A 21,403-nucleotide genomic window follows, 5' to 3' on the forward strand; every position below is an offset into this window, starting at 1 on the left:
ACGGCCGGTCGGGCGACGTGCCCGGCGGGGTCGCGGCCGGCGCTGCCGCGGGAGACGCCATGCCTGCACCGGTCCGCCCCGATCCGCACGCCGCTCCCGCCGTCGGACCCGACCGCGCCGAGGTCGTCGCCCTCGCCCGTGCCGCCGGCGGGTCGGGGGTGGTGTTCGCCGCCCTCTTCGTGGTCGCGCTGGTGCTGGTGTCGCAGGGCCCGGGCCTCGACGCCCCCGACGAGGCGTACACCGCCTTCTTCACCTCGGGGCAGGCCTCGCTGCTCGTCTCCGTCGGGCTGTACGTGGTGCCGTTCGCCGGCATCGCGTTCCTCTGGCACATGGTCGCCACCCGGACGTACCTGCAGGTCGTGACGCCGCGTTCGTGGGCCCGGATCCCGCACTGGCTGCACCTGGCCTCGGGCGTCGTGTTCGTCTGCCTGCTGTTCGCCGGGACCGCCACCGCGGGCGGCGCCGCGCTGCTCACCCGCTTCTCCTCCGCCGCGCCCCCGCCGCCGGACGTCGTCCGCACGCTGATGACGATCGGCTTCACGATGGTCTTCGTCTACGGCGTCCGCGCCGCGGGCATGTTCATGATCACCACGACGACCGGGCTGGGTCGTGCGCTCCCCCGGCCGCTCGCCGTCGTCTCGTACCTGGCCGCAGCGTTCCTGCTGGTCAGCACCACCTTCCATCCCTCGGTCCTGCTGGTGTTCCCCGGCTGGGTGCTCGTGCTGGGCGTCCTGCTCCTGGTGCGCCGACCCGGGCGGGAGGACGGCCGAACGAAGGAGGACAAGGATGAGCAGTGAGACCGGCCCCGCGACCGGCGCCCAGGATGTCGTCGGCATCGACGAGCTGCCGGGCCCGCACTCGTTGCCCCTGCTCGGCAATCTCCTCGACATCGACAGCACCGCCCCGATGGACGGCTTCCTGCGGATGGCGAAGGAGTACGGCCCGATCTTCCGGCTCAGCATGCCGAGCGGGCCGCGGCTGATCCTCTCCGGCGCCGAGCTCGCCCAGGAGGTCTTCGACGACGCCCGCTTCGACAAGGCGCTCGGCGGCGGGCTCGCCCAGCTCAGCGAGGGGCCGATCGGGAACGGGCTGTTCACCTCCCAGACCGACGACCCGCTCTGGCACCGGGCGCACGAGATCCTCATGGCGCCCTTCTCGATGCGCGCGATGCGGGACTACGTGCCGCGGATGGTCGACATCGGCGAGCAGCTCATGGAGAAGTGGGCCCGGCTCAACCCCGGCGAGGAGGTCGACGTCCCGGCCGACATGACCCGGCTGACCCTCGACACCATCGCGCTGTGCGGGTTCGGCTACCGGTTCAACTCCTTCTACCGCGACACCCCGCACCCCTTCGTCCAGGCCATGAACCGGGTGCTGGCGGAGGCGCAGGGCCGCCAGCGCCAGCTGCCCATCCAGACCCGCCTGCGGGTCCGCGCGCAGCGGCAGCTCGAGGAGGACGCGACCTTCATGAGCGACCTGGTCGAGGGGCTGGTGCGCGAGCGCCGGGCCGAGGGCGAGGCCGCCGAGAACACCGACCTGCTCGGGCGCATGCTCGTCGGCCGCACCCGCGACGGCGAGTCGCTGCCGGACGAGAACATCCGCGCGCAGTGCATCACGTTCCTCATCGCCGGCCACGAGACCACCTCGGGCCTGCTCTCCTTCGCGGTCTACGAGCTGCTGAAGAACCCCGACGCGCTCGAGCGGGCGCACGCCGAGGCCGACGAGATCCTCGGCGACACCGCCGCACCGACCTTCGAGCAGATCGGCCGGCTGCGGTACGTCCGGCAGGTGCTCGACGAGACGCTGCGGCTGTGGCCGACCGCGCCCGGCTTCACCCGCACCCCGCGGGAGGACACCGTGATCGGCGGCCGGTACGCGATCCCCGCGGGCACACCGATCACCGTGCTGGCCGGCGCGCTGCACCGGGACACCACGGTGTGGGAGGACCCCGAACGTTTCGACCCCGACCGGATGGCCGCGGAGAAGATCGCCGCGCTCCCGCCGCACGCCTACAAGCCCTTCGGCACCGGGCAGCGGGCCTGCATCGGCCGGCAGTTCGCCCTGCAGGAGGCCACCCTCGTGCTCGGGATGCTGCTGCAGCGCTTCGAGCTCGAGGACCACCTCGACTACCGGCTGCACACCAGGACCACGCTGACCGTGAAGCCGGACGAGTTCCGGATCCGGGTCCGCCCGCGCGCCGGCCGCACCCTCCAGGCCGCTCCGGCGACGAACGGGACGGGCACCACCGTGGCCCGCGAGGCCGTGCCCGTCGCCGCGCCGGAGCCGCTGGTGACGCGGCACGGCACCCCGCTCGCGGTGCTGTTCGGCTCCAACCTCGGCACGGCGGAGGCGCTGGCCACCACCCTCGCCGGCGAGGGCACCGCCCGCGGCTTCGACGTCACCCTCTCCCCGCTCGACGACGCCGTCGGCGCGCTGCCGGAGAAGGGCGCCGCGATCGTGGTCAGCTCGTCGTACAACGGCACCCCGCCCGACAACGCGGCGGCGTTCTGCGCGTGGCTCGAGGGGCCCGACGCCCGGGCGCCCGGCACGGCGTTCGCGGTCTTCGGCTGTGGCGACAGCGAGTGGGCCGGGACCTACCAGGCGGTACCCACCCGGCTGGACGAGGGGCTCGCCGCGGCGGGCGGGCGGCGCGTCCACCCGCGGGGCGGCGGCGACGCCAGCGGCGACTTCGACGCGGCCTACCGCGACTGGCACGCGGGCCTCTGGGCCGATCTCGCGCAGTCCCTCGACCTGCCGGATGAGGTGGGCGCGGAGCTGCGGCAGGGTCCGCGGCTGACGGTCACGTTGACGAACCGCCAGGTCACCAACCCGGTCGTGCTGTCGTACCGCGCCCGGCCGGCGAAGATCACCGTCAACCGGGAGCTGATCCTCGGGGAGGACGGCAAGCCGCCGGAGCGGTCGACCCGGCACGTCCAGATCGCCCTGCCCGAGGGCGTCGGCTACGGGGCGGGCGACCACCTCGGCGTCCTGCCCCGGAACGGGATCGACCCGATCCGGCGGGTGATCACGCGGTTCGGCCTCGACGGCGCGCAGTACGCCACGATCATCCCGACGGGCACGGCGCCGACCCATCTGCCGATCGACGAGCCCGCCCCGCTGCTGGGCGTGCTCGCCACCTGTGTGGAGCTGCAGGACGTGGCGACCCGCGGGGACGTCGAGACCCTGGCCCGGTACACCGCGGACCCGGGCGAGCGGGCCGAGCTCGAGGCGCTCGCAGGCGACGGGTACCGGGCCGGGGTGGCCGAGCCGTACCGCTCGGTGCTCGACCTGCTCGAGGCGTTCCCCTCGTGCGCGCTGCCCTTCGCCGAGTTCCTCGACCTGCTGCCGCCGCTGCGCCCGCGGTACTACTCCATCTCCTCGTCGCCGCGGGCGGGCGCCGGGGACTGCAGCATCACCGTCGGCGTCGTCCGCGGGCCGGCCCGCTCCGGTTCCGGGGTGTACCGCGGCACCTGCTCCGGGCACCTCTCGGAGCTGCCCGAGCAGGGGACGGCGTTCGTCTTCGTGCGCAAGCCGACGATCGCCTTCCGCCCGCCGGCCGACCCGACCACCCCGATGATCATGATCGGGGCCGGGACCGGGCTCGCCCCCTTCCGGGGGTTCCTGCAGGACCGCGCCGCCGACCAGGCCGAGGGCCGCACGGTCGGCCGGTCGCTGCTGTTCTTCGGCTGCCGCGCCCCGGACTCCGACGAGCTCTACGCCGACGAGCTGCGCGGGCTCGAGGAGCAGGGCCTCGTGCACGTCGTCCCGGCGTACTCGCGCTGTCCCGGCACCCCGCGGCAGTACGTGCAGGACGCGCTGCTCGAGCACGCCGACGAGGTGTGGGAGCTGCTCCAGCAGGGGGCCGCGGTGTTCGTGTGCGGCAACGCCTCGACGATCGCCCCCGGGGTGCGGGCGGCGCTGCGGCAGGTCTTCCGGGACCGGACGGGCGCCTCCGAGGCCGACGCGGACGCGTGGCTCACCGGGCTGCGCGCCGCCGACCGGTTCCTCGAGGACATCTGGGGCAGCGGGACCGGCTGAGGGCGCGACGACGGCCCCGGGCACGCACGGAGAACGCCGACGGCCCCGCGAGATCCGCGGGGCCGTCGGCGTGTGTCGGTCCGGCGCTCCGGTCCGACGGGTCCGGCCGGGAGGTCCGGCTCGGCGCTCCGGTTCAGAGCTCCCGGGAGGCGCGGAGCCGGGCCAGGGCCTCCTCGAGGATGGCGGCGCCGTCCTCGTCCGAGCGGCGCTCCTTCACGTACGCGAGGTGCGTCTTGTACGGCTCGTTGCGCGGCGCCGCGGGCGGTGCGGACTGCTCGCGACCGGCCGGCAGGCCGCAGCGCGGGCAGTCCCAGAACTCCGGGATCTCCGCGTCGGCCGCGAACGACGGCCGCGTCTCGTGCCCGTTGGCGCAGAAGTACGGGATCCGCGCGCGGGGGGCGGTCTCACCGCGCTCGGACTCCCCCATCGGGCCGGCCCCGACCCGGGTACCCCGGATCGCGTTGCCGCCGGACATCGCCATGGTGCTCTCCTCCGCTCGACGCCACTGCACAGCAGGGCGTTGACTGCAGGGCGTTGGGTCAGGCCCCGACCTTGACCAGCAGGCCGGTCCCGATGATGGCGACCAGCCAGATCGCCGCGGTGAACAGCGTCAGCCGGTCCAGGTTCTTCTCGACGACGCTCGACCCCGAGAGGCTCGACTGGACGCCGCCGCCGAAGAGGCTCGACAGCCCGCCGCCGCGTCCGCGGTGCAGCAGGATCAGCAGCACCAGCACGACGCTGGACACGATCAGCACGATCTGGAGTGCCAGGATCATCCCGTTCTCATCCGCCCTCTCGAAGCCCGGCAGGGGTGTCCACTGTACCCAGCCCCGCTCGCCCGCTCGCCCCGGGCCGTGTTCCGTGGGTCGCGGGGGACGGGTGCTCCGTTACCGGGCCGTTCGGCGCACCCCGCCGCCCGTCCAACGGCCGCCGGGCGGTCCGGGTTCCCCCGTCTGGGACGACCCGCCCCGAGAACGGGCGAACGGCGCTCTCGCTCGTACCTGGTGAGCGGAAGCGCCGTCCGCCGGATACCGGCCGGGCCCGACTAGGGCAGCGGGCCGCCCGCGGCGATGGCGCAGAGCTGCGCGAACTCGTCCGCGTCGAGCGAGGCCCCGCCGACGAGCGCGCCGTCGACGTCCGCCTCGGCCACGATCTCGCCGACGTTCTTCGCCTTCACCGAGCCGCCGTAGAGGATCCGCAGCGCGTCGGCGACCTGGTCGCCGTACTTCTCGCGGACCGCCTCGCGCAGCGCGTGGCAGACCTCCTGCGCGTCGGCCGGGCTCGCCACCTTGCCGGTGCCGATCGCCCAGATCGGCTCGTAGGCCACGACGACCCGGCCGATCTGCTCGGCCGTGACCTTCTCCAGCGCCGCGACCAGCTGGGCGGTGGTGTGCGCGACCTGGGCGCCGGACTCGCGGACGTCGAGCCCCTCGCCGACGCAGAGGATCGGCTGCAGGCCGTGCTTCAGCGCGGCGCGCACCTTGGCGTTGACGACACCGTCGTCCTCGCCGTGGATCTCGCGCCGCTCCGAGTGCCCGACGACGACGTAGGTGCAGCCGAGCTTGGCGAGCATCGGCCCCGACACGTCCCCGGTGTAGGCCCCGGAGTCGTGCGGCGAGAGGTCCTGCGCGCCGTGGACCAGCTTGAGCTTGTCCCCGTCGATCAGCGTCTGCACGCTGCGGATGTCCGTGAACGGCGGGATCACCGCCACGTCCACGTGGTCGTAGTACTTCTCCGGCAACGCGAAGGCGATCTTCTGCACCAGCCCGATTGCCTCGAGGTGGTTCAGGTTCATCTTCCAGTTGCCGGCGATCAACACCTTGCGTGCCATCTACCGCTCCAGGACCGCGACACCGGGCAGGGACTTGCCCTCGAGGAACTCCAGGGACGCGCCGCCGCCGGTGGAGATGTGCGAGAACCCGTCCTCGGGCAGGCCGAGCGCGCGCACGGCCGCGGCCGAGTCGCCCCCGCCGACGACCGAGAACGCGTCGCTGTCGACGATCGCCTGCGCCACGCCGCGGGTGCCCTCGGCGAACGGCGCCATCTCGAACACGCCCATCGGCCCGTTCCAGAACACCGTCCGCGCCCCGGACAGCACCTCGGCGAACGCGGCGACGGACTCCGGGCCGATGTCCAGGCCCATCCAGCCCTCCTCGATCGCGTCGACCGGCACGGTCTTGGTGTTCGCGTCCGCCGCGAACCTGTCCGCGACCACGACGTCCGTGGGCAGGACGATCTTCCCGGACTCCAGGAGCTTGCGGGACGAGTCGATCTGGTCCTGCTCGAGCAGCGACGAGCCGACGCCGTAGCCCTGCGCCGCGAGGAAGGTGAAGCACATCCCGCCGCCGACCAGCAGCGAGTCCACCTTCGGCAGCAGCGCCTCGATCACGGCGAGCTTGTCCGAGACCTTCGAGCCGCCCAGCACGACCGCGTACGGCCGCTCCACCGCAGTTCCGTCAGACGCCGTGCCGGTGAGCTTCTGCAGCACCTCGACCTCGGCCAGGACCAGCCCGCCGGCGTAGGCCGGGAGGTCCTGCGCGACGTCGTACACCGAGGCCTGCTTGCGGTGCACCACGCCGAAGCCGTCCGACACGAACGCCGCGCCGGCCCCGACCAGGTCGACCAGCTCGCGGGCGAACTCGGCGCGCTGGTCGTCGTCCTTGCTGGTCTCGCGCGCGTCGAACCGGATGTTCTCCAGCAGCGCGACCCGCCCGTCGGCGAGCTCGGGGCGCTGCCCGTGCGGCACCAGCGGGACCTCGGCGCCGAGCAGCTCGCCGAGCCGCTCGGCCACCGGGGCCAGCGAGTACTTCGGATCCGCCCCGCCCTTCGGCCGGCCGAGGTGCGCGGTGACGAGGACCCGCGCCCCGGCGTCGGCCAGGGTGGAGATCGTCGGCACCGACGCGCGGATGCGGCCGTCGTCGGTGATGGTCCCGCCGTCGAGCGGGACGTTCAGGTCGGAGCGCACCAGCACGGCACGCCCGCGAACGCCCTCGGCGACGAGGTCCTCGAGAGTCTTCACGGCCCGTCTCAGAGCTTCGACGCGACCAGGGCGGTGATGTCGGCCAGCCGGTTCGAGTAGCCCCACTCGTTGTCGTACCAGCCGACGACCTTGACCTGGTTGCCGATGACCTTGGTCAGGCCGGCGTCGAAGATCGTCGAGTGCGGGTCGGTCACGATGTCCGACGAGACGATCGGGTCCTCGGTGTACTTGAGGATGCCCTTGAGCGGACCCTCGGCGGCGGCCTTGAACGCCGCGTTGATCTCCTCGGCGGAGGCCTCCTTGCGGACCTCGACCGTGAGGTCGGTGGCCGAGCCGGTGGGGATCGGCACCCGCAGCGCGTAGCCGTCGAGCTTGCCCTTGAGGTGCGGCAGGACCAGCGAGATCGCCTTGGCGGCGCCGGTCGAGGTCGGCACGATGTTCAGCGCGGCGGCCCGGGCGCGGCGCAGGTCCTTGTGCGGGCCGTCCTGCAGGTTCTGGTCCTGCGTGTACGCGTGGATCGTGGTCATCAGACCCTTCTCGATCCCCAGCAGGTCGTCGAGCACCTTCGCCAGCGGCGCGAGGCAGTTGGTGGTGCACGAGGCGTTGGAGACGATGGTCTGGCTGCCGTCGTACCGGTCGTCGTTGACGCCCTTGACGATCGTGATGTCCTCGCCGGTGGCCGGCGCGGAGATGACGACCTTCTTGGCGCCCGCGTCGAGGTGCTTGGACGCGGCCTCGCGCTTGGTGAAGAGGCCGGTCGACTCCACGACGACGTCGACGCCGAGGTCCTTCCAGGGCAGCTCGGCGGGGTCGCGGACCGCGAGGCCCTTGAAGCCCTTGCCGTCGACGACGATCTCCTCGTCCGTCGAGGAGACCTCGTACGGCAGCCTGCCGAGGATCGAGTCGTACTTCAGCAGGTGCGCCAGAGTCGCGTTGTCGGTGATGTCGTTCACCGCCACGATCTCGATGTCGCTCGTGCCGGCGGCGCGCTGGGCGTCCACCGCCCGCCAGAAGTTGCGGCCGATGCGGCCGAAGCCGTTCACGCCTACCCGGACCGTCACACGAACCTCCACTGGTGTCGTCTTGGGGATCGGCCCAACCCTATCGGCATCGGCCGCCGTTCACAGGGGCCCGGCGGGCGTGACCTGTGCGGCATCTGCGCAGGTCGGTGCGCACGTGGGTGCGTCCCGGGTCACGTGTCCTCGAGCATCTCCGCGGTGACCGCGGACTCCGTGTCCGGGATCCCCAGGTCGGCCGCGCGCTTGTCGGCCATGTGCAGCAGCCTGCGGATCCGGCCGGCGACGGCGTCCTTCGTCATGGGCGGGTCGGCGAGCTGGCCGAGCTCTTCCAGCGAGGCCTGCGTGTGCTCGGCGCGCAGCCGGCCGGCGGCCAGCAGGTGCTCCGGCACCTCGTCGCCCAGGATCTCCAGCGCCCGCCGCACCCGGGCCGCCGCGGCGACCGCGGCGCGGGCCGAGCGGCGCAGGTTGGCGTCGTCGAAGTTGGCGAGCCGGTTGGCGGTGGCCCGCACCTCGCGGCGCATCCGCCGCTCCTCCCACGCCATCACCGACTCGTGCGCGCCCATCCGCGTCAGCAGGGCACCGATGGCGTCCCCGTCCCGGACGACGACCCGGTCCGCCCCGCGCACCTCGCGCGCCTTCGCCGTGACCCCGAGCCGGCGCGCCGAGCCGACCAGGGCCAGCGCCGCCTCCGGGCCCGGGCAGGTCACCTCCAGCGCGGAGCTGCGGCCGGGCTCGGTGAGCGAGCCGTGGGCGAGGAAGGCGCCGCGCCAGGCCGCCTCGGCGTCGTCCAGGTCGCCGGAGACGACCGCCGGCGGCAGGCCGCGCACCGGCCGGCCGCGCTGGTCGAGCAGCCCGGTCTGGCGGGCCAGGCCCTCGCCGTCGCGGACCACGCGGATCACGTAACGGTTGCCGCGGCGCAGCCCGCCCGCGGTGATGACGTGCGCCTCGACCTGGTGGCCGTAGAGGTCGTGGATCTCCTTGCGCAGCCGGCGCGCGACGGAGCCGGTGTCGACCTCGGCCTCGATCACCACGCGGCCGCCGACGATGTGCAGGCCGCCGGCGAACCGGAGCAGCGACGCGACCTCCGCCCGCCGGCAGGAGGGCTTGGTCACGGTGAGCCTGCTGAGCTCGTCCTTCACCGCCGCGGTCATCGCCATGCCGTGCGCCTCCCCCTCCGGTCCGTCCGCACACCCCGCGCGTGCGCCTGCCCCCTCATGCCCGCCTCCCGGCCGGCACCGGCGCGGACGCCGCCAGGACCTCCCGCAGCGCCGCCGCCAGCGCCGCCGGCTCGTGCCGCGGCACGAGCGGGTCCTCCGCCGCGACCGGGGCCAGATGCACCCGGCCGCCGGGACCCATCATCGCCCGTGCCGCCCGGCGCAGCCGATGGGGTACCGCCACCGCCGCCGCGTCGGCCAGCACGGCGTCGACCCGCAGCTCCGGGGCGTGCGCCGCCAGCACCGCGAGGTGCTGCTCCGGGGAGAAGTCCGCGGTCTCCCCCGGCTCGGGCGCCAGGTTCAGCACCACCACCCGGCGGGCCGCGGTGTCGCGCAGCGCCTCGCGCAGCGCCGGGACCAGCAGGTGCGGGAGCACACTGGTGAACCACGAGCCCGGCCCGAGCAGCACGAGGTCCGCCGCACGGACGGCGTCGACCGCCTGCTCGCAGGCCGGCGGGCGGGTCGGGCGCCCCCCCCCCCCCCCCCCNCCGCCCCGGGGTCGAGGCCACCGCGACCTGGCCGCGGATCCGGTGGGTGCGCGCCGGGTCGGTCTCGTCGAGGCCGCTGACCTCGGCCTCCATGTCCAGCGGCACCCGGCTCATCGGCAGCACCCGGCCCCGGACGCCGAGCAGCCGGCACACCTCGTCGAGCGCCTCGACCGGGTCGCCGAGGGTCTCCATCAGCCCGGCCAGCAGCAGGTTGCCCACCGCGTGCCCGGCCAGCGCGCCCGTGCCGCCGAAGCGGTGCTGGACGAGCTCGGCCCAGCGCCGGCCCCCGTCGTCGTCCGCGGCCAGCGCGGCGAGCGCCATCCGCAGGTCGCCCGGCGGCAGCAGGCCACCGAGCTCGCGACGGATCCGGCCGGACGAGCCGCCGTCGTCGGCCACGGTGACCACGGCGGTCACGTCGGCGACCTCCGGCATGTGGCGCAGCGCGGACAGCGTCGCGGACAGCCCGTGGCCGCCACCCAGCGCCACGGCGCGCAGCCCGGCCCCCTCGACGTCCGCCCCGTTGCCGCGCGGCCCGGGAACCCGGGGGTCCGTCCCTCGCCCCGTCACCCGCGGGCCCGTCACTCGCGGCCCAGGTCGCGGTGCGTCACGCTCACCGCGACCCCCTCCGCGCCGGCCAGCCGCCGGGCGAGCTCCTCGCTGATCGCCACGCTGCGGTGCTTGCCGCCGGTGCAGCCGACGGACACCGCGAGGTACCGCTTGCCCTCGCGGCGGTACCCGGCGCCCATCAGCGTCAGCAGCTCGACGTAGCGGCCGAGGAACTCCTCGGCGCCCTCCTGGGAGAGCACGTAGTCGCGCACGTCCGCGTCCCGCCCGGTGTGCTCGCGCAGCTCCGGGATCCAGTGCGGGTTCGGCAGGAACCGCATGTCCACGACGAGGTCGGAGTCCATCGGCAGGCCGTACTTGTAGCCGAAGGACAGGAAGTTCACCCGGGTCGGCTCCGGGGCGCCGGTCTCGAAGCCCTGCTCGATGCGGGACCGCAGCTGGTGCACGGACAGCGTGGAGGTGTCGACGAGCAGGTCCGCGTTCTCCCGCAGCGGGCGCAGCAGCTCGCGCTCGGCGGTGATGCCGTCGACGAGCCGGCCCGAGCCCTGCAGCGGGTGGCTGCGGCGGTTCTGCTCGAAGCGGCGGACCAGCACCGCGTCGGAGGCCTCGAGGAACAGCAGCCGTGGCTTGTAGCCGCGGGCGTCGAGGTCCCGGATCACCGCGCTGAGGTCCCGGGTGAACGCCCGGCTGCGGACGTCCATCACCACCGCGATCCGGGTGACGGCCGGCCCGTCGCCGCCGCTCGAGCGGGCGCCCAGGTCGACCATGGTCTCGATGAGCTCGGGCGGCAGGTTGTCCACCACGAACCAGCCGAGGTCCTCCAACACCTTCGCCGCGGTGCTGCGGCCCGCCCCGGACAGGCCGCTGACCAGCGCGACCTCGATGCCGGACGGGGCGTGCGGGGACGCGACCCCCGCACCGCCCACGCCGTCGGCCCCCGTTGCGGGGGCCGACGGCGCCCGCCGCCCCGCCGCCGCGGCGGCGGAGGCGCCCCTCGGGGCGTCCGCGGTCCCCGCGCCGGTGGTGGTGTCGACCGTCGTGCCCGCGGTCGTGCCCGCGGTCGTTCCCGCGGTCGTTCCCGCCGTGGTGCCGGCCGCCGGTGTGCCGGCCGCCCTCGTCGTCTCGCCGTCCTCGTTCACCGGCCGGGCGCCCCCTCCGCGCTCGTTCCCGCTGTGTGGTGTTCGGCTGCTGCCTGATGCTCGGCGGAGTGCTGCTCGTCCGCTCGGGCCCCCGGGTTACCGCCGTCGGGCGGAGCAGCGGCCTCCGGGTGGAGGGCCGCCACCACGGCCTCCGCCGTGCGCCGCCCGAACCCGGGCAGCCCGGCGATCTCGTCGACCTCCGCGGCCCGGATCTTCTTCATGGAGCCGAAGTGCCGGAGCAGCGCCTGCCGCCGGGCCGGGCCGAGGCCCGGGATCCCGTCGAGCTCGGACGCCACCATGCTCTTGGAACGACGCTGGCGGTGGTAGGTGATGGCGAAGCGGTGCGCCTCGTCCCGCGCGCGCTGCAGCAGGTACAGCGCCTCGCTGGTCCGGGACAGGATCACCGGGTCCGGGTCGCCGGGCAGCCAGACCTCCTCCAGGCGCTTCGCCAGCCCGCACACCGCGACGTCGTGGATGCCCAGGTCGGCCAGCACGTCCGCGGCCGCCTCGACCTGCGGCTGCCCGCCGTCGACCACCAGCAGGTTCGGGGCGTAGGCGAACTTCCTCGGCCGCCCCGTCTCCGGGTCGATGCCGGTGCGCACCTTCGGCAGGGACTCGGCGTCGACGAGCTCCGGGCCGGACCCGTCGGTCCCGTCGGTCCCGTCGAGGTCGTCGGCCCCGTGCGACGCGTCCGCGCCGTCCCGGTTCTCGGCGAGGTAGCGGCGGAACCGCCGGCGCACCACCTCGGCGATCGACGCGACGTCGCCGCCCTGCGCGCCGTCGCGGACCTCGAAGCGGCGGTAGTCGGACTTCTTCGCCAGCCCGTCCTCGAACACGACCAGCGACGCCACGACGTTGGTGCCCTGCACGTGGCTGACGTCGATGCACTCGATGCGCAGCGGCGCCTGGTCCAGGCCCAGGGCCTCCTGCAGCTCCTGCAGCGCCGCCGACCGGGCGGTGAGGTCCCCGGCGCGGCGCAGCTTGTGCTGGGCCAGCGCCTCCTTGGCGTTGCGCTCCACCGTCTCGGCCAGCGCGCGCTTGTCGCCGCGCTGCGGCACGCGCAGGCTCACCCGGGAGCCGCGCAGCCCGGTGAGCCACTGCTGCAGTGTCCCCGCGTCGGCCGGCAGCTCCGGGACCAGGATCTCCTTCGGGACCGGCTGCGACGCGTCGTCGGCCGCCTCGGCCAACGCCGCCTGCTCGCCGTAGAACAACGTGACGAACCGCTCGACGAGCGCGGCGGTGTCCGGCGTCTCGTCCGTCTTGTCGATCACCCAGCCGCGCTGGCCGCGGACCCGGCCGCCGCGGACGTGGAAGACCTGGACCGCGGCCTCCAGCTCGTCCTGCGCGAACGCGACGACGTCGGCGTCCGTCCCGTCCCCGAGCACGACCGCCTGGCGCTCCATGGCCCGCTTGAGGGCGCCCACGTCGTCCCGCAGGCGGGCGGCCCGCTCGAACTCCAGGTCCTCCGAGGCCTGCTGCATCCGCCGCTCGAGCTCGCGGATCATGCGGTCCGTGCGCCCGGAGAGGAACTCGGCGAACTCCTCGACGATCTCGCGGTGCTCCTCCGCGGTGACCCGCCCGACGCACGGGGCCGAGCACTTGTCGATGTAGCCGAGCAGGCAGGGCCGGCCGATCTGGCCGTGCCGGCGGAAGACCCCCGCGCTGCAGGTGCGCGCCGGGAACACGCGCAGCAGCAGGTCGAGCGTCTCCCGGATGGCCCAGGCGTGCGCGTAGGGGCCGAAGTACCGCACGCCCTTGCGCCGCGGGCCGCGGTAGACGTGCAGCCGCGGGTACTCCTCGTTCAGGGTGACCGCGAGCACCGGGTAGGTCTTGTCGTCCCGGTAGCGGACGTTGAACCGCGGATCGAACTCCTTGATCCAGTTGTACTCGAGCTGGAGCGCCTCGACCTCGGTGCGGACCACCGTCCACTGCACGCGGCCGGCCGTCGTGACCATCTGCCGGGTGCGCGGGTGCAGGCCGGCGACGTCGGCGAAGTAGCTGTTCAAGCGCTGGCGCAGGCTCTTCGCCTTGCCGACGTAGATCACCCGGCCCTGCGGGTCGGAGAAGCGGTACACGCCCGGGGCCTCGGGGATCGTCCCCGGAGCCGGGCGGTAGGTGGCGGGGTCGGGCATGGCCTCCCCAGGGTAGAGCGGCCCCCCGACACGCCGTGTCGCCCGGGCGGTGTCGGGGGGCGGGGGCCGGGGGTGTATCCAACCCGGACCGGCCGGAACTGTCGGTGCGGTCGGGTAGACCGTGCCTCGATCCGAACGGCCGTTCGAAGGAAGGGCTCCCCGATGACCACCGGCACCCCCCTCACCCCCGGCGTCCCCCCCGACAGCGCCCGGCGCGCCGACCGGCTCGACCGCGTGCGCAAGCTGCTGGCCAAGGCCGAGCGGGCGGGCACGCCCGAGGAGGCCGAGACCTACAACGCCAAGGCCGTCGAGCTGATGGCCCGGCACGGGATCGACGAGGCGCTCCTCGCGGCGGACGACCCGCGGCGGGACGAGATCGGCGTGCTCCGCATCGGGATGGAGGACCCGTACTCCGCGGGCAAGGCGCGGTTGCTCGGCTGGACCGCCGCGGCCCTGCGCTGCCGGTGGGTGATGCACGGGGCGAGGGGCGGCAAGGTCGCCGCGGTCACGGTCTTCGGGTTCGCCTCGGACCGCGAGCGGGTGGAGCTGCTGTACACCTCGCTGCTGCTGCAGGCCACGGGACAGCTGGTCCGGCTGAGACCGCCGTGGCCGGACGAGTCCGTCGCGGCGTACCGGCGGTCGTGGCTGCAGGGCTTCGCCGCGCAGGTGCACCAGCGGCTGCTCGAGGCCGAGGAGCGGGCCGCGGCCGAGGCGTGCGCGCGGGCCGGCGACCGGGGGCGGGCGGCGGGCACCGCGCTCGTGCTGGTGGACCGCGGCGCACAGGTCGACCGGGCCTATTTCGAGGTGTTCCCGCACCTGTCCCGGGCGCGGCGACCGTCGCTCTCGGGCAGCGGGTTCGCCGAGGGCGCCCAGGCGGGCCGTAGGGCCGACCTGGGCGGGCGCCGCCTCCGTGCGGCCCGGGGCGCGGGTCCGCGCGGGTTGGCGGCGGGGCCGGGCTGACCGGGCCCGGGCGGCGGCCCGTCAGCCGGGGAGGTCGAGCAGTGCCTCGACCGTGCCGACCAGCGTCGTCCCGGTGACGTGCGGCAGGTCGATCGAGGCGGGCACGCCCTCGCCGTCGCGCAGCACCAGCGCACCGACCAGGCCGGCCCGCATCGCGCCGTGCACGAGGTAGCCGTGCGCGGACAGGAACGCGGTGGTCTCCGGGTCGATCCGCGCGGCGGCGCAGGCCAGCCGGTAGGCCTCGGGATCGGGCGGCAGCACGCCCAGGTCGTCGCTGGCCACGGTGCCGCGCAGGAAGGTGCGCAGGCCGGTGGCGTCGAGCGCGCTCGAGGTGTGGTCGCCGCTGCCCTGCGCCACCGCCCAGGCGGGGATGCGGGAGCGGGCCAGCAGGGCGAGGGCGGGCTCGGCGTCCGGGAAGGCGGGCAGCGCGGTGAAGCCCTCGGCGATGTGCGCGAGCGCGTCGTCGGAGAGCTTGTGGCCGGTCGCGGTGCGCAGCGCGTCGGTCAGCACCCGGGCGAAGGCGACCGGGGTGCCGGCCAGCGCGAAGCCCATCGCGTCGCGCAGCGCGTGCGCGAGGAAGAGCTCGTACTCGTGCTCGGGCCGCCCCACGTCGACGAACCGGCGGCGGAGCCCGTCCGTCCGCAGCAGGGTGTCGTACACGTCCACGAGCACGGCCCGCGGGCGCCGCGGCCGCCGCGGGGCCGCCGACCCGATCTGGCCGGGCGACCCGGTCGGTCCCGTCGCCCGCGGTCCCGCGGGCCGCCCGCCGTGACCCGTCGCCATGCGTCCACCTCACCGTGCCGGGGCGTCGCGGCGGGAAGACCCCGGCATTCCGTACACGTCCGATCACGCTCCGCAACGCGGGGTCATCCTCACCCGGGCACGGCTCCCCAACCTGCCGTGGGCGCCGAGCGGTCGCGATCCGGCGACGAGCAGCGCCGGGGCAGGGCGCGAGTGGACCAGGGGTGGATCGGCAGCGGAGGAGCAGGGACACGGTGGGCGGTGCGGTCGCGGGTCAGTACCGGTGGTGCTCGGCGTCGTGGGCCAGGGCCGCGTCGATCTCCTCGGCCGGCACGTCGAGGTTCCTCATCGCCTTGGCCATCTGGCCGATGCTCGGCACCGCGGCGGGGTCCGGCCACGTCTCCGGGTCCCACAGGCCCGCCCGCAGGAAGGCCTTCGCGCAGTGCAGGAACAGCTCCTGGACCGTCACCACGACGGCCAGTGCCGGGCGCACGCCCTGGACGGTGAGCCGGTCGAAGAAGGGGGCGTCGCGAACCAGCCGGGCCGTGCCGTTCACCCGCAGCGTGTCCGGCCTACCGGGGATCACGAACAGCAGACCGACGTGGGGGTTGTCGAGGATGTTGCGGAGGGCGTCGAGCCGGCGGTTGCCGCGCCGGTCGGCGATCACGAGCGTGTGCTCGTCCAGCACCAGGACGCTGCCGGCGGGATCGCCCCGCGGCGTGACGTCGCAGGTGCCGTCGGGCCCGGAGGTCGACAGGAGCAGGAAGGGCGAGGCCTCGATGAAGGTGCGGGCAGACCCGTCGATGCGCCCGATGTCCTTCTCCCACAGCGACACGTGCGGCTCGGGGACCACCTCCCGCAGCTCGTCGAGGGTCGTGACGACCTGCAGGTCCGGCGCGGCGGCCACGTCCGGCGGGGCGGGGGCGATCTCCATGGTTCGTAAGGTAACCCTCACCTTCCGCGGTGCGGGAGCCCCGCCCCCGCTCGGGCCCTCAGTCCCCGCCCGGCCGGCGGGCGGCGGCGTGCAGCGCCCGCACCGTGCGGATGGCGTCGACCGCGTGCTGCCGGTCGACGGCCTGGATCGCCAGGACGGGCAGGTACTCGTAGTCCGGCAGGTCCAGCCGGGCCCAGGAGGCGCCGTCGGGGAAGGACACCCGTTCCACCTCCGACCAGGGCAGATACCGCGGCAGGGCCACGTTGCGGACCTCGATGCCGTGCTCGTCCGCCCGCACCCGCGGCCGGGCGAACAACGCCAGGCCGGCCGCGATGAACAGCCCGAGCAGCACCATGGCCACCTGGTCCGCGACGCGGAAGAACACCCCGGTGGCCGTGTTCCGCAGGACGACCGCGATCACGACGAAGATCACCATGATCGCCGCCGCCGACACCCAGCCGAGCCAGAAGGCCAGCCGGGGGCGGATCGTCACCGCGCCGGGCCCGCGGCCCGGGCGCGCCGGCCGCTCGCGCACGTCCGGGGACATCCCGCTCACGCCAGCTCCCGCAGCTCGGCGAGCACGATCGCCGTCCGCAGCGCGGCGACGGTGGCCTCGGCCCCCTTGTCCTCGCTGCTGCCGGGCCCGCCGCTGCGGTCCACCGCCTGCTCGACGGTGTTCGTGGTGAGCACGCCGTTGCCGACCGGGGTCGACTCGTCGAGCGAGACCCGGGTCAGCCCCGCCGTCACCGAGTCGCAGACGTACTCGAAGTGCGGCGTGCCGCCCCGCACCACCACGCCCAGCGCCACGACGGCGTCGTGCGTGCGGGCCAGCTCCTGGGCCACGACCGGCAGCTCGATCGTCCCGGGCACCCGCACGACCGTGGGCACCGCCCCGGCCTTCTCCGCCGTGGCCAGCGCCCGCTCCAGCAGCGAGTCGACGATCTCGGCGTGCCAGGTGGCCGCCACGACACCGAGCCGCAGCCCCGCCGCGCCCGCCAGGTCGCCCGCGTCCGCGGGCCTGCCCTCACCGCTCATCGCCCGTCTCCGGCACCCTGAGTGTTCACGCGCCCAGTCTCCCAGGCCGTGCGCCGGGACGGGGCCGGGGACCCGGGCGGGCCCGGGGCGGTCAGCCGCCCAGGCCGTCCGATAGGCCGTCGGACAGGTTGCCCGGTCCGTCCGGTTCGCCCAGGTTCGGCAGGTCGTGCCCCATCCGGTCCCGCTTGGTCCGCAGGTAGCGCAGGTTCTCCGGGTTGGGCCGGATCGGCATCGCGATCCGCTCGGTGATGCGCAGCCCGTAGCCCTCGAGCCCGGCACGCTTCTCCGGGTTGTTCGTGAGCAGCCGCATGGACTTCACGCCGAGGTCCGAGAGGATCTGCGCGCCGATGCCGTAGTCCCGGGCGTCGGCGGGCAGGCCCATCGCCAGGTTGGCGTCGACGGTGTCCGCCCCGGCCTCCTGCAGCTGGTAGGCCTGCAGCTTGTGCAGCAGGCCGATCCCCCGGCCCTCGTGCCCGCGCATGTAGAGCACCACCCCCCGGCCCTCCTGGGCCACGGCCTCCAGCGCGGCGTCGAGCTGCGGGCCGCAGTCGCAGCGCAGCGAGCCCATGACGTCGCCGGTCAGGCACTCGGAGTGCACCCGGACCAGGACGTCCTCGCCGTCGCCCTCGGGGGTGCCGACGTCGCCCTTCACCATGGCGATGTGCTCGATGCCGTCGAGCAGCGAGTCGTAGCCGAAGGCCACGAACTCGCCGTGCGCGGTCGGGATCCGGGCCTGGGCGACGCGCTGGATGTGCTTCTCGAAGCGGCGCCGGTAGGCGATCAGGTCGGCGATGGTGACCAGGGTGAGCTCGTGGTCGTCGGCGAAGACCTGCAGCTCGTCGCCGCGGGCCATCTCGCCCTCGTCCTTCTGCGACACGATCTCGCAGAGCGCGCCGGCGGGCGAGAGCCCGGCCATGCGGGTGAGGTCGACCGCGGCCTCGGTGTGCCCGGGGCGGCGCAGCACGCCGCCCTCGCGGGCGCGCAGCGGCAGCACGTGCCCGGGCCTGACCAGGTCGGTCGGCTGGGTCGTCGGGGCGGCGAGCAGCCGGATGGTGTGGGCGCGGTCCGCCGCCGAGATGCCGGTGGTCACGCCCTCCTTCGCGTCGACGGTCACGGTGAAGGCCGTGCGGAAGGCGTCGGCGTTCGTGTGGTGCATCGGCGGGAGGTCGAGCCGGTCGCACTCGGTGTCGGTGAGCGCCACGCACACGTAGCCGGAGGTGTAGCGGACCACGAAGGAGACCAGCTCGGGGGTGGCCTTCTCCGCGGCGAAGATCAGGTCGCCCTCGTTCTCGCGGTCCTCGTCGTCGACCACGACGACGGGCTTGCCCTCGGCGAGGTCGCGCAGGGCCCGCTCGATCCGCTCGAAGCCGCCCGTGAGGCCGGCTGCGGCGGCGGCCCCCTGGTGAGCGATCTCGGTCACTTGGCACCGTCCTGTCCGTGCTGGTCCTGGGGCTGCGCGGGCTCGTGTCGCGCGGCGGCCGGGCCGCCCACGTAGCCGGCGGTGAGCCGCTCCACGTACTTGGCGACCACGTCGACCTCGAGGTTCACCGGGTCGCCGGGGGCGCGCAGGCCGAGCGTGGTGTCGGCGAGCGTGGTGGGGATGAGCGCGACCGAGAAGGTGTCGCCGTCCGTGCCGGCGACCGTCAGGGACACGCCGTCGACGGTGATCGAGCCCTTCTCGACCACGTACCGGGCCAGGTCGGGCGGGAGGCTGAAGCGGACCTCGTCGCTGCGCTCGCCCGGCGTGCGCTCGAGCAGCGTGCCGACGCCGTCGACGTGGCCCTGCACGATGTGCCCGCCGAGCCGGGCGCCGGCCTGCAGCGCCCGCTCGAGGTTGACCTTCACCCCGGGGGCGGCCGCGCCGAGCGAGGTCCGCTTGAGCGTCTCCGGCACCAGCTCGAGCCGGAACTCGTCGCCCTGCGCCCCGCCGGGATCGGCGACGGTGAGACAACAGCCGTTCACCGCGATCGAGTCGCCGTGCGCGGCGTCGCCGGACACGCGCGGTCCCCGCACGGTCAGCACGACCACCTCACCGGACTGCCGGACGTCGACGATCTCGCCGACCTCCTCCACGATCCCCGTGAACATGGGCTCCGCCTCTCCTGCCTTCCCGCTGCGCTCCACGTCGTGCTCTACCCGACGAGGGGGCGCCCGTCCACCAGCACGTCCCCGCCCACGGTGCGCACCCCGTCCACGTGCAACCGCCGGATCCCGGCGATCGTTCCCACACCCGCGTCGGCCAGCGCCGCCGGCCCCGCACCGAGCAGGGCGGGCGCCAGGTAGGCCAGCACCCGGTCCACCCGGTTGGCGGCGAGGAAGGCCCCCGCGAGCCGCGGGCCGCCCTCCAGCAGCACGTCGACGGCGCCACGGTCGGTGAGCGCCTTCAACACGTCGTCCGGCGAGTGTGTCCGCAGGTGTAGCACGTCCGGCGCGTCCAGCCGCGATCCCGGGCGAATGTCACTGTGGCCTACGACAACGCGGAGGGGCTGACGCTCCCGGTCCGTGCCGTCGGGGTGGCGTGCGGTGAGGGCGGGATCGTCCGCCCACGCGGTCCCCGTGCCGACGACGACGGCGTCGACGTGCGCGCGGAACTCGTGCACCTCGGCCCGCGCCTCCGGGCCGGTGATCCAGCGGCTGGTGCCGTCCGCGGCGGCGCTGCGCCCGTCGAGCGTGGCGGCGAACTTCCAGGTGACGTGCGGACGGCCGGCCCGGACGGCGTGCAGCCAGGCGCGCAGCGGCCCGGCCGCGACCTCCTGGGCCAGCGTGCCCACCGTGACCTCGACGCCGGCCCGGCGCAGCATCTCGGCCCCGCCCGCGGCCAGCGGGTTCGGGTCGGCGACGGCGATGTGCACCGTCGCGATCCCGGCCCCGAGCAGCGCCTCCGTGCAGGGCGGGGTGCGCCCGTGGTGCGCGCACGGCTCGAGGGTGACGACGGCGGTGCCGCCGCGGGCCCGCTCCCCCGCCTCCCGGAGCGCCACGACCTCGGCGTGCGGACCGCCGGGCGGCGCGGTGGCGCCGACGCCCGCGACCACACCGGCGGCGTCGAGGACGACCGCGCCCACCGGCGGGTTGGGGCTGGTGGCCCCGTGCACGGCCACCGAGGCCTCCAGCGCGCGCCGCATCGCCCGCTGGACCGGCGGGGTCGGGCCCGCGGGAACGGTCACCCCGACCACCGCGGGTGCGCCGACACCGCCTGCTCCCGCAGCGCGGCCACGGCCCGGCCGGGGTCGTCGGCGCCGTAGACGGCCGAGCCCGCCACGAAGCAGTCCACACCCGCCTCGGCCGCCGCCTCGATGGTGGAGGCGGAGATCCCGCCGTCGATCTCCACGAGGACGTTGAGGTGCCCGGTGTCGACGAGCCGGCGCGCCTCGCGGACCTTGTCCAGGACCTCGGGCATGAACGCCTGGCCGCCGAACCCCGGCTCGACGCTCATCACCAGCAGCGTGTCGTAGTGCTTGAGGACCTCGACGTACGGGTCCAGCGGGGTGCCCGGCTTGACCGACAACCCGGCCTTGGCCCCGGCCGCCCGCAGGTTCTTGGCCAGCATCACCGGGTCGGTGGCGGCCTCGACGTGCACGGTGACGTTGTAGGCCCCGGCCTCCGCGTACCCCGGCGCCCAGCGGTCCGGGTCCTCGATCATGAGATGGCAGTCGAGCGGGATGTCCGTCGCCTTGAGCAGCGACTCGACGACCGGCAGCCCGAGTGTGAGGTTCGGGACGAAGTGCGCGTCCATCACGTCGACGTGCAGCCAGTCGGCGCCCCGTCCCTCGCCGGCGGCCCGGTCGGAGACCGCCGCGGCCTCGTCGGCGAGGTGGGCGAAGTCGGCGGACAGGATGCTCGGAGCGATCAGGGGACGCACCCCCGCAGGGTACTGCCCGGCCCCTCCGGTCGGGCGCCACCTGGGCCCGACCGCGCCTCACCCCGTCGACCCCGCCCACCCCCGGCGAGCGCACCCGCGGAGTCCCCGCACCCCGCCGAGCGCACCACACCCGTCAAGGCGCTGTCGCACACTCGGGAGATCGCTCCCACATCCCGTCGACGGCCTGTCTCGCGCCTCGACGGATGTGCGAGCCCGGGCCCAAAGCCGGGGCTGCCATGCCGCCGGATGCGCCGAGTTCCCACACCCGCCGAGCGCGCCACACCCGTCGAGGCGCTGTCG

At 74.8% G+C, this 21,403-nt stretch carries 19 protein-coding genes and 1 pseudogene; 3 read left to right on the forward strand and 17 right to left on the reverse strand.

Annotated features, from left to right (window positions below; all coding sequences use genetic code 11):
- Positions 1-59: 59 nt before the first annotated feature.
- Positions 60-797, forward strand: a complete 738-nt coding sequence (locus ACFQH9_RS09415) for a hypothetical protein (protein WP_379565546.1) — start codon at positions 60-62, stop codon at positions 795-797.
- The gene (locus tag ACFQH9_RS09420) at positions 787-4,038 is read left to right on the forward strand and encodes a bifunctional cytochrome P450/NADPH--P450 reductase (protein ID WP_379565547.1); all 3,252 of its coding nucleotides are present in this window, start codon (positions 787-789) and stop codon (positions 4,036-4,038) included. Before ACFQH9_RS09415 ends, ACFQH9_RS09420 begins: the two co-directional genes overlap by 11 nt.
- Positions 4,039-4,171: 133 nt before the next feature.
- Here the strand turns inward: ACFQH9_RS09420 and ACFQH9_RS09425 are convergent, their stop codons facing one another.
- From ACFQH9_RS09425 to uvrC, 9 genes and pseudogenes are all read right to left on the reverse strand, one after another.
- The gene (locus ACFQH9_RS09425) at positions 4,172-4,513 is read right to left on the reverse strand and encodes an RNA polymerase-binding protein RbpA (RefSeq protein WP_379565638.1); all 342 of its coding nucleotides are present in this window, start codon (positions 4,511-4,513) and stop codon (positions 4,172-4,174) included.
- Positions 4,514-4,577: 64 nt separating this feature from the next.
- Positions 4,578-4,814: a preprotein translocase subunit SecG gene (gene secG / locus ACFQH9_RS09430; RefSeq protein WP_037038713.1), complete on the reverse strand. Its 237-nt coding sequence runs from the start codon at positions 4,812-4,814 to the stop codon at positions 4,578-4,580.
- A gap of 269 nt (positions 4,815-5,083) precedes the next feature.
- Complete coding sequence (gene tpiA, locus ACFQH9_RS09435) at positions 5,084-5,869, reverse strand: triose-phosphate isomerase (RefSeq protein WP_379565548.1); 786 nt, start codon at positions 5,867-5,869, stop codon at positions 5,084-5,086.
- Positions 5,870-7,057: a phosphoglycerate kinase gene (locus ACFQH9_RS09440; RefSeq protein ID WP_379565550.1), complete on the reverse strand. Its 1,188-nt coding sequence runs from the start codon at positions 7,055-7,057 to the stop codon at positions 5,870-5,872. It lies immediately after the preceding gene.
- A gap of 8 nt (positions 7,058-7,065) precedes the next feature.
- Positions 7,066-8,079: a type I glyceraldehyde-3-phosphate dehydrogenase gene (gap, locus tag ACFQH9_RS09445; RefSeq protein ID WP_379565551.1), complete on the reverse strand. Its 1,014-nt coding sequence runs from the start codon at positions 8,077-8,079 to the stop codon at positions 7,066-7,068.
- A 131-nt stretch (positions 8,080-8,210) separates the two neighbouring features.
- A complete protein-coding gene (whiA, locus tag ACFQH9_RS09450; protein ID WP_379565552.1) occupies positions 8,211-9,194 on the reverse strand; it encodes a DNA-binding protein WhiA in 984 nt (327 codons plus the stop codon).
- A gap of 55 nt (positions 9,195-9,249) precedes the next feature.
- Positions 9,250-10,234 (reverse strand): annotated as a pseudogene (locus ACFQH9_RS09455) (gluconeogenesis factor YvcK family protein).
- An 83-nt stretch (positions 10,235-10,317) separates the two neighbouring features.
- Entirely contained in the window at positions 10,318-11,229 is a 912-nt protein-coding gene (rapZ, locus tag ACFQH9_RS09460) for an RNase adapter RapZ (RefSeq protein ID WP_379565639.1), read from the reverse strand.
- 209 nt (positions 11,230-11,438) lie between these two features.
- The gene (gene uvrC / locus ACFQH9_RS09465; RefSeq protein WP_379565553.1) at positions 11,439-13,574 is read right to left on the reverse strand and encodes an excinuclease ABC subunit UvrC; all 2,136 of its coding nucleotides are present in this window, start codon (positions 13,572-13,574) and stop codon (positions 11,439-11,441) included.
- Positions 13,575-13,736: 162 nt separating this feature from the next.
- Between uvrC and ACFQH9_RS09470 the strand changes: the two genes are divergently transcribed.
- Entirely contained in the window at positions 13,737-14,534 is a 798-nt protein-coding gene (locus ACFQH9_RS09470; protein WP_379565554.1) for a DUF2786 domain-containing protein, read from the forward strand.
- Positions 14,535-14,555: 21 nt separating this feature from the next.
- On the opposite strand, the gene ACFQH9_RS09475 is transcribed toward ACFQH9_RS09470, so the two are convergent.
- The 8 genes from ACFQH9_RS09475 to rpe form a co-directional block, all read right to left on the reverse strand.
- Complete coding sequence (locus tag ACFQH9_RS09475) at positions 14,556-15,317, reverse strand: HAD family hydrolase (RefSeq protein WP_379565555.1); 762 nt, start codon at positions 15,315-15,317, stop codon at positions 14,556-14,558.
- A 232-nt stretch (positions 15,318-15,549) separates the two neighbouring features.
- Positions 15,550-16,209 (reverse strand): pyridoxamine 5'-phosphate oxidase family protein, encoded by a 660-nt coding sequence (locus ACFQH9_RS09480; protein ID WP_379565556.1) that lies wholly within the window; start codon positions 16,207-16,209, stop codon positions 15,550-15,552.
- 58 nt (positions 16,210-16,267) lie between these two features.
- A complete protein-coding gene (locus ACFQH9_RS09485) occupies positions 16,268-16,756 on the reverse strand; it encodes a PH domain-containing protein (RefSeq protein ID WP_379565640.1) in 489 nt (162 codons plus the stop codon).
- 5 nt (positions 16,757-16,761) lie between these two features.
- Positions 16,762-17,244: a 6,7-dimethyl-8-ribityllumazine synthase gene (gene ribH / locus ACFQH9_RS09490; protein WP_379565557.1), complete on the reverse strand. Its 483-nt coding sequence runs from the start codon at positions 17,242-17,244 to the stop codon at positions 16,762-16,764.
- A 91-nt stretch (positions 17,245-17,335) separates the two neighbouring features.
- Complete coding sequence (locus ACFQH9_RS09495) at positions 17,336-18,655, reverse strand: bifunctional 3,4-dihydroxy-2-butanone-4-phosphate synthase/GTP cyclohydrolase II (RefSeq protein WP_379565642.1); 1,320 nt, start codon at positions 18,653-18,655, stop codon at positions 17,336-17,338.
- Positions 18,656-18,660: 5 nt separating this feature from the next.
- Positions 18,661-19,332, reverse strand: a complete 672-nt coding sequence (locus tag ACFQH9_RS09500; protein WP_379565559.1) for a riboflavin synthase — start codon at positions 19,330-19,332, stop codon at positions 18,661-18,663.
- A gap of 44 nt (positions 19,333-19,376) precedes the next feature.
- Complete coding sequence (gene ribD, locus ACFQH9_RS09505; RefSeq protein ID WP_379565643.1) at positions 19,377-20,366, reverse strand: bifunctional diaminohydroxyphosphoribosylaminopyrimidine deaminase/5-amino-6-(5-phosphoribosylamino)uracil reductase RibD; 990 nt, start codon at positions 20,364-20,366, stop codon at positions 19,377-19,379.
- 38 nt (positions 20,367-20,404) lie between these two features.
- Positions 20,405-21,103, reverse strand: a complete 699-nt coding sequence (gene rpe / locus ACFQH9_RS09510) for a ribulose-phosphate 3-epimerase (protein WP_379565560.1) — start codon at positions 21,101-21,103, stop codon at positions 20,405-20,407.
- Positions 21,104-21,403 lie beyond the last annotated feature (300 nt).

It is taken from the genome of Pseudonocardia lutea (assembly GCF_042658055.1).
Classification (GTDB): Bacteria; Actinomycetota; Actinomycetes; order Mycobacteriales; family Pseudonocardiaceae; genus Pseudonocardia; species Pseudonocardia lutea.